The sequence below is a fragment of the Mesorhizobium sp. f-mel genome, assembly GCF_053850215.1.
This window is the reverse complement of the sequence record NZ_JBSPTO010000061.1, coordinates 1-7,445: the sequence shown is the minus strand read 5'-3', so window position 1 is coordinate 7,445 and position 7,445 is coordinate 1. Positions and strand designations below refer to the sequence as shown.

Here is a 7,445-nt window from a genome sequence, read left to right as displayed (position 1 = left end):
CAAATTCACCGTTGAAGTCCGGCCTGAAATGAATACCCAAAGCTTCATATGCTTTCGACGCCGCTCGAATAAAACCGGACCAGTCAGATTGCCGCACACGCTGAATTGGGAGGGGACCTTCCTTGCCGTGAAGTTCGCCATCGAAATCCAAATCGCATTCGAGACGGCGAAAGTAGGGCAGAACGTCGTCCCAACCCCACCCCGTTGCACCGTTTGATGCCCATTCATCGTAATCTTCGGGGGCACCGCGGTTGGCCACCTGGCCGTTGATGCTGGACCCGCCGCCCATGACGCGCGCCTGCTCGTAGTGCGCCGGCTTGCGACCATCCCGGACCGTGGTCACCGCGAGAGACGGCCATTGATAATCAGGATTGAGATAGGCACGCGTGGGACTACCATCGAGAATGTCGTCAGGGATAGCGTTCGGAGGAGTGTCGGGACCCGCCTCGATGAGGAGCACGCGATTTCCCTCGGCTGAAAGCCTGCTCGCCATGACGCATCCGGATGAACCACCACCGACAACGATGTAATCGAGAACCAACGCTAAACCTCCATATCCCCGGCAGGCCGTTTGGGCGTGCCATCGCTCCGACGTCGTTCTCGCGGCGTGCGCCACCGCGCCCCGTGGTTTTCGCCACAATCCGGTGACCTCTTCCGTCCCTGCAATCGCTTATTGACCAACCTAATTGACTGTATACGCGGCACAATGTGTGCGTTTGTGGACGGAAAATGGGCCAACACATCTCCGTACTAACGCTCGATGCCCCCGTTCCATTCGAGGCGTCGCAATACTTACAGCCGCACTTGCAGTCGCGCGATGTCGGCAACCCTGAATGCGCCGCAGATGCAGAGATCGACGTCTCCGCGGTTCAGGTTGCCGAAATCTCTCAAGAGCGTTTTAAGACGCCTCGGCAATCTGAGCCCGAGTGTCGCGGTCCAATGAAGCGGCCGATCCAGAAACAAGGACAACCAGCCATTTCTATATCGGACAATACTTTTGATGAAAACAGGATAGATTTCGGGCTTGGCTTGGATTTTTTTGTGAGGATTGGAACAAAAGGAAAAGAAGGTCGAGCCGAGGTGTTAGCGTCGGTGGCGTTGAGTGCCGCTTTTCAACGGCTTTGGGCTCGAGAATGCGTCACGGGACAGACGTCTGTCGCAGGGGCCAAAGGTCATGCAGCGCACATGGAGTAGCTGCCTTGGGGTCTTCGACCCCTGCTGCGCGCAAACGGTCCGCGAACTGGCCAAGAACCGAGCGGGCAACCTCTTCCGGATCCACCGCTGGGTCACGGTGGAGGCCCTCGTGGATCCGGTCGAGAAACGAATTCCGGCTTCTGCCTATGGCGCGACGGCCGGGACGCCAGCCCTCGTAATAGAAGCCGCGCAGCAAGGCTGGCAGGTGTGCGCCCATGTAAACGGCCTCCTCGCGACCCAGGCAGTCGCGGAGGGCGTGCAGCGTCGTAATCAGGGCTTGGTAGACCCGCTCTCGTTCACGCCAGCGGAGTCTCCGCGCCAGATCGCCAATCCAATTCTGGGTTGCTTGCAACGCGTTATCGAGGTCATAGATCATGCACATGAGCATTCTCCCTGGAGCTTGTCAGGACCGGCGCTGCAGTCTGCTTCAAAGTACCGCGTGAATCCCATGCGACCAAGATTTAAACAATGTGACAGTATCGTTGCGAGGCCAGTTCCAGGTCGCCGCGCTATCGCGCGATGGCAGGACGAATCAGCTTCTGGGAGAGCTCTTCCATGGCACCACGCCGAGGTGCGCCGCGCACGTTTGAGAAGGGCAGGCATTTACTGCAACTCTCTCGCGCGACCGGCGCCATTGCCGCTTTTAATTGACTCGCACATGCGCAACATTACTTCCACGACAGTAAAGACCTGATGCCCTTGCTGCGACGTCAAGCGAGCGTCCACATCAGGATAGATGAAAAACGGCAGCGAGATTCGCTCAGTCGGACCATTGTGCTCGACACGGTGGGGCGTACTCTTGAAGCGGTTGTCGCTCAAGGCCTGAAGCATGTCGCCCAGATTGACGACGAGGCTGTCGGGCAGGCTCGGCACCGGAGCCCAACGACCGTGGAACCACCCCTGCAAAGAGGGTGTGGGGAGTTCCTCCTGCAGCAGCAGGGTGAAAAAGCCGCCGTCGGTGTGCTTGGCGGCCACGCCGCCGCTGGATGGATAACGGATCACACGTTGGCCGAGCGTCGGCGGGCTGAAGTGCCGTTGGAACCAGCCCAGTTCCATACCGATCAGGTCGGCAAGCGCGTCCCCGAGGTGCGGGACAACCCCGCTGAGCACCGAAGCCTGCAAAGCAAGCAGGCTTCGCGCGAACCCCGGAGCCAAGGCGTCATCCGGCAAGCGCGTACGTCCCGCAAAGGGACGCCTGTCGCTCTCGTTCTCAATTCCGAGATCAAATACCTCCTTTGGATCGGGGCCGGCCTCTGGATGCAGCACCTCGCCGTGCAACGGACTGTATCCACGGGCGATTGTGGGGTACACGTCTTGGAAGGCGTAGCCATAGCGTTCCTTGGTCGACTGCGGCAGCGCGAAGAAGCTCCGGGAACTCTGGATCGCTTGCGCTATCCGTTCTTTCGAGATTCCGTGCTCGACAAGGTAGAAGAACCCATACTCTTCGCAGGCCGCGCGCAGGCTTGCGCGCTCTTCATTTCGCGTTGCGTCGGCTTTCAGTTTCGCCAGTGAAATCTGCGGTAGCGTGGTCATAGCATGATCCGATTCATTCGGTGTTGCGGAAAAGAGTGGCGCACGGCGCCTCCTCAAGCCTGTACAGTAGACACGTGGCTTTGTTGGGCGGTAAAGTCACCGTGGAGATGCGCTTCAGCCTTGTTCTACCATGTCTGATTAATAGCCAAGTTTGTACCAGCGAGAAAGCACTATAAGAGCCTGTTTGGTGAAATAATGTTTCGTACGCTTCACACTCGCTTAATAATGTAAGCTGTTAGAGGTCAGAATGCGCGAACGAATATGTTTTATAAAACCCCGGCCCAACCAGGAACTGTCAAACGGTTTGCGTAACTGCCGGCGTCCAATTTGGGGTCTGGCTCAATTCGATGATTTGGCATGAGGGGTGGGGCTGTTTTCCGAGGGGCGTCCCTGATCCCGGCGCAAGCTCGTCCGCCAGGTGATCCCGGGTGAGCGGACAGATGTGTTCGGGATCAGGTTCCGTTCGATAGCCCGCAAAAGAAGCGAGGCGGATCTTGATCCGTGGATCATCGGAGGCAGCACGAGTCTCATCGCGTCCCCGACGGTATCACTCGCGACAGCCGTCCGTGCCGCGATCAACGAACCTGGTCAACGGCCAGACGGAAGGTCAAATTACGAAGCTTTTGGGCGCCAGATGTATGGGCGCGGCAAGCTCCACCTTCTGCAAGCACCGGCTTCCGCGACCTCATGCTGCTCCTAACCTCTCTTCCATATATGCCTTCTTCGAGGAGGACAGCGCGGTATAGCAAGATAGGAACGGGATCGCGTCTGTTAGCGTCGACTCCTCCAACTGATCGAGAAGGCTCCCCCGGAATCTTCAAAGCTGTGCTCATCGTATCTATAGGTGTTAGCTGTTTGATCCCGGGCTTTAATGCGCATCCTTGTCAGCCGAATCAAGGGATGCGCTATGGGACAGGTTCTACACGGCCGCCACGACGACAGAGGCAATCCGTCGAGCAATACAGAATAGTCGAGAGAGCCCGAAGGCGCTGGCCAAGCGCTACGGGATCGATCAGAAGACGGTTCGAAAGTGGAAGAACCGAAGCTCGACCGCCGATCTTCCGACAGGCCCCAAGGAACCGAAGTCGACGGTGTTGTCTGTGGAGGAAGAGGCGGCCATCGTCGCCTTTCGCGAGCACCAATGACGCCGCAGACGGTTCATGGATCCCTGGCCAGCGCCGCCTCGACTGGCTCGATCTCCGAACCGACGGGCGGGATGGCCGGAGTAGGCCGTGGCAGAAAGTGTTGTGCTAACATGTCGACATTCGCGCTTATCGTCGATCCGTGACGTGTTTGCGGATGACACGACGCAATAATGGTGCCAAAGAAAAGACCGATGCAGATCAAGGCTATGTCGCATACCCAACATCGTCGTACATTTGTGTCTGCGGGGTCGAATGCCCGGTTGTTAGGCCTGAGCAGTACATCCGCATAGTTTTGTTCGCACACAAGCCGATGGCGGTGGAGTGGACGTCACGATCGAGGGGAAGAACGAGTTCGGTGACGTTTGTTATCGGGAAAATTCGTATTCACAAAAGCCACCAGGCGAACATGGGTTCCCTCTTTCGCCGGATCCGCCCTGGTGATGCGGCTGAGAAAAGTATTCCTCTCGGGTCATTTCGTAGTATTGACATGGTTTGCCGTCATACAAGCGGTCGCTAATATAGCGAAGACCAAGCTTCTTGGCAGCCTTCTCTGACCGCGTATTGCCGTGCTCAATGAAGGCGATAACCTTTTCTTTGGTCGAGTTTTGTAAGGCATGCGTGATTGTGAAGCGTGCGGCCTCCGGACCCAAGCCTCTCCCTATCCTGTTTTGGAAAAATGCATAAGCAAATTCGAGATTATTGGTGTCCTCATAGTCACGCAGGCCACAGCGACCAATGAAAATCGGACCATCATTGATCTTTTCGTATACCATCCAATCGCCAAAGCCGTTCTTGCGCCACTGAGCTAATAACCAACCGAGCCTCTTGTGAACATCCTCAGTGGTCTGTGGCACATTCCTGTAGATCGCCTTCTGAACCAGCGGATCGTTGTGCAGCCTGAACAATTCCGCCTCGTGTTCGGGTCGTAAGGAGGTGAGGATCAAACGCTCGGTCTGATATGTGATCATCGGTATTCTCCCAATCTGGCCGGGCTGTGTCGCGATCCGGCCTGATTGATTCAGGAGCGGCTGCTGGTACCCATCTTGGTTTGATCTACGCGGATCTGCGTGGCTTCACATTAGCAATCCGCACAGATGCACGCACCTACCATGGCTGGTGGGGTCTGCGGCCGGCGGATACCCGCTGGTTTGATCCCGGATCTGCGTGCTCCACGTATAGCAATCAGCACAGATGCACGCACTCACCATGGCTGGTGCGGTCTGTCGCAAAAACCCGACCAAGAGTTATCAAGAGCCAAGTTGATTTGCCTTCACGCGGGGCGCGCCAGGGCTACGGCAACGGCGGCTCGCTTGAAGCGTACCCGCTCCCAGAGTTTGAGTCCCCATGTCCCGCAGGCTGCTGTCGGCCGAGCTGCGGGTCAGGATGATTGTCGCCGCCTCGCAGAGAAGAGAGGCCAAAGTGCCAGAACGGCGCAGGCATATCCACCGCGCAAGTAGAGCCGACCGTGAACCAAACTCGTCAATCAGAGCATGTGCAGGACCAGATGAATCGCTGGATGGAACGATTCATAGTATGCGTTGTCCAACGTGCGTGTGGCGGTCTCCCGATCGGAATCGCCTCAGGCTTGCTGCCTGGCACGCTCAACTTTTTCTCGGTCTCCAAGGTCACCAATAGCGTCTCACGTCCGACATCCCACGTCGCTCTGTCGGGTCCGCGACACAAAATTCGTGATCCGATCTCGGGTCTGGCCTCACGGTTAGCTACTGAAAGGAATTACAAAATTCTAACTCTGGCCCGATCAGCGAATTGGCACGAGGTTTGCGAGCTCAGTTGCGAACCGGTGGAAGCCGCCGATTGGCATCATGTCGGCGGACACCACAATCAATCGATAGAAAAGAACTATGTCAGAACCGCGTCGGGATTTCATTCTACGAAAAGGGCACAGCAGAACCCGCAAATGCCTCCGACTCGTCACGGACAGGACGAACTTGCGCCTGACGGTCTCCCTCTGCCGATTATTGATCCCACCGACCTATCGCAGCACATCGATCAATCTCCGTCCCTAGGGACCGGAACACTGCAGTCGCTCGTCGGCGCAGTGGACCCTGCCGAAAAGGAATCTGTAAATGAGAAAATTCGTTGCGGCCAAGCTTCATGGCATCACTGTGACAGACGCCAATTTGAACTATCACGGTTCAATAACTCTGGATCCAGATCATTGCGACGAGGCGCACATTTTTCCAATGGAATTCGTTGAGATCTGGAATAAAGCTTCAGGTGCGCGAATCAGCACGTATGTCATTTACGGCGAACGGGGTTCTCGTTGCTGTGTGCTGAACGGAGCTGCTGCTCGCACCTGCCAGGTTGGGGATGAGATAATCGTTTGCTCCTCCGCATACATCCAGGAAGATCACATGGTAGACATCAAACCGCGAGTGCTGACATTCCACCGGGACAATTCTGTCCGCGACCGCATGTTCTACGATGGTGGGATTAATGATGATGGAACGATGACGTTCGTGGTGCGCGAGGGCTCTCCCGGGCGGTAACCCACAAGAACCCAGGTCGGGCCAATTACTGATAGCTCCGGTGGAGGGGACTGGGCGGTGAAGACGCAGTCAGTGGCGTACCCGTCCGTTATTACCTGATCGGCCGCCGGCACTGGTGCATTGTCCAGCTCGCACCTGTTCGGCCAGCTGCCCACCGAGCCGAATCGGTTCTGCCCATCGGACAGCATCGACCTTGGCACGGATCTGAAGAACGCCCTTCCGAGCGAATTCTGATCCAAGGAGGACAGCATCTCGATGAAGAGCGGGCGAGGGATCCAATCTCCGCAAAGAATCATCAAGAGAGCTGCTTTGACCGGCACGTCGAAGATGATGCTGTTGATCCTTCGCACCAGGCTGGCACCTTCGATCCAAGTTGCAGCCAAATGCCAGAGCTGGCGATTCAAATGGATCAGGTCAATCCCGTCTATGCCTCCCGGAGGAGTACAGATGGTACATCTTCGAAATCACTTCACAGAACCTTTGCAACGGCAGATCGCTGACAATGATACCTTTCACAGCAACCGGCTGGGGTCAGCCGCGGCGAAATAGGTTGGAGGTAACGTCCAATGACCAGTAAAGCTCTCATCCTGGTTGAAGGCCATGAAAGGGGTAACGGTCTGCGATACCTCCAAGCGGCCCAACGTCTTGGTTTGCATCCAATTACCCTAGCGGCCGATCCAACACAGTACAATTATCTTGCGGCGGAACAGCGAGAGGCAATCCATGTCGATACGACCGATCTCGATGCACTGATCCGCGAATGTTCCCGGCTGGGTGAGACCTTTGAGATTGCTGGTATCACTGGCTTTGCGGGCGTCGACGAGTCGGTCTATGCGACAGTTGGCAAGCTCTGCCGACATTTCGAATTACCGGGACCGAACCCCGCATTCATCGAACAATGCTGTGACAAATTCTCTCAACGTCAGCTCCTCGCGGACGCCGGTGTTCCAGTACCGGCTTATCGCTTGGCAGCGAACGCGACGGATGTTGAACGCGCAGCCGCGGAGATAGGCCTTCCGGTGATTGTTAAGCCAGCGGTAGGCAGCGGTAGCCTCGGGGTCCG

The 7,445-nt window shown here is 56.7% G+C and carries 7 protein-coding genes and 2 pseudogenes; 4 read left to right on the top strand and 5 right to left on the bottom strand.

All coding sequences use genetic code 11. The features are described 5' to 3' along the window. On the bottom strand, nucleotides 1-541 hold a 541-nt coding region (locus ACWUKX_RS30680), incomplete at its 3' end, for a GMC family oxidoreductase N-terminal domain-containing protein (RefSeq protein ID WP_456010415.1). A 188-nt stretch (nucleotides 542-729) separates the two neighbouring features. On the opposite strand from ACWUKX_RS30680, the gene ACWUKX_RS30675 reads away from it, so the two are divergent. After that, nucleotides 730-1,194 (top strand): hypothetical protein, encoded by a 465-nt coding sequence (locus ACWUKX_RS30675; protein ID WP_456010416.1) that lies wholly within the window; start codon nucleotides 730-732, stop codon nucleotides 1,192-1,194. On the opposite strand, the gene ACWUKX_RS30670 is transcribed toward ACWUKX_RS30675, so the two are convergent. Both ACWUKX_RS30670 and ACWUKX_RS30665 read right to left on the bottom strand, forming a co-directional pair. After that, on the bottom strand, nucleotides 1,139-1,570 hold the full coding sequence (locus ACWUKX_RS30670; protein WP_456010414.1) for a DUF2267 domain-containing protein: 432 nt from the start codon (nucleotides 1,568-1,570) through the stop codon (nucleotides 1,139-1,141). The two genes, ACWUKX_RS30675 and ACWUKX_RS30670, sit on opposite strands and share 56 nt — an antisense overlap. A 227-nt stretch (nucleotides 1,571-1,797) precedes the next feature. Beyond that, nucleotides 1,798-2,727 (bottom strand): 2-oxoglutarate and iron-dependent oxygenase domain-containing protein, encoded by a 930-nt coding sequence (locus ACWUKX_RS30665; protein WP_456010413.1) that lies wholly within the window; start codon nucleotides 2,725-2,727, stop codon nucleotides 1,798-1,800. Between the two features lie 907 nt (nucleotides 2,728-3,634). On the opposite strand from ACWUKX_RS30665, the pseudogene ACWUKX_RS30660 reads away from it, so the two are divergent. Continuing rightward, a pseudogene (locus ACWUKX_RS30660) lies at nucleotides 3,635-3,866 on the top strand (IS481 family transposase); the annotation flags it as partial. Between the two features lie 371 nt (nucleotides 3,867-4,237). On the opposite strand, the gene ACWUKX_RS30655 reads toward ACWUKX_RS30660, so the two are convergent. Next, complete coding sequence (locus ACWUKX_RS30655) at nucleotides 4,238-4,840, bottom strand: GNAT family N-acetyltransferase (RefSeq protein WP_456010412.1); 603 nt, start codon at nucleotides 4,838-4,840, stop codon at nucleotides 4,238-4,240. Nucleotides 4,841-5,160: 320 nt separating this feature from the next. After that, a pseudogene (locus tag ACWUKX_RS30650) lies at nucleotides 5,161-5,290 on the bottom strand (IS110 family transposase); the annotation flags it as partial. Between the two features lie 669 nt (nucleotides 5,291-5,959). On the opposite strand from ACWUKX_RS30650, the gene panD reads away from it, so the two are divergent. Continuing rightward, entirely contained in the window at nucleotides 5,960-6,382 is a 423-nt protein-coding gene (panD, locus tag ACWUKX_RS30645; protein ID WP_456010411.1) for an aspartate 1-decarboxylase, read from the top strand. Nucleotides 6,383-6,948: 566 nt separating this feature from the next. Continuing rightward, nucleotides 6,949-7,445 (top strand): ATP-grasp domain-containing protein (locus ACWUKX_RS30640; RefSeq protein WP_456010410.1); only part of this gene is annotated, 497 nt, incomplete at its 3' end.

What these genes read in the sequence shown, in the direction of transcription:
- ACWUKX_RS30675 (WP_456010416.1), top strand. Translation starts at nt 730, where the DNA reads ATGGGCCAACACATCTCCGTACTAACGCTCGATGCCCCCGTTCCATTC.
- ACWUKX_RS30670 (WP_456010414.1), bottom strand. Translation starts at nt 1,570, where the DNA reads ATGATCTATGACCTCGATAACGCGTTGCAAGCAACCCAGAATTGGATT.
- ACWUKX_RS30665 (WP_456010413.1), bottom strand. Translation starts at nt 2,727, where the DNA reads ATGACCACGCTACCGCAGATTTCACTGGCGAAACTGAAAGCCGACGCA.
- ACWUKX_RS30655 (WP_456010412.1), bottom strand. Translation starts at nt 4,840, where the DNA reads ATGATCACATATCAGACCGAGCGTTTGATCCTCACCTCCTTACGACCC.
- panD (WP_456010411.1), top strand. Translation starts at nt 5,960, where the DNA reads ATGAGAAAATTCGTTGCGGCCAAGCTTCATGGCATCACTGTGACAGAC.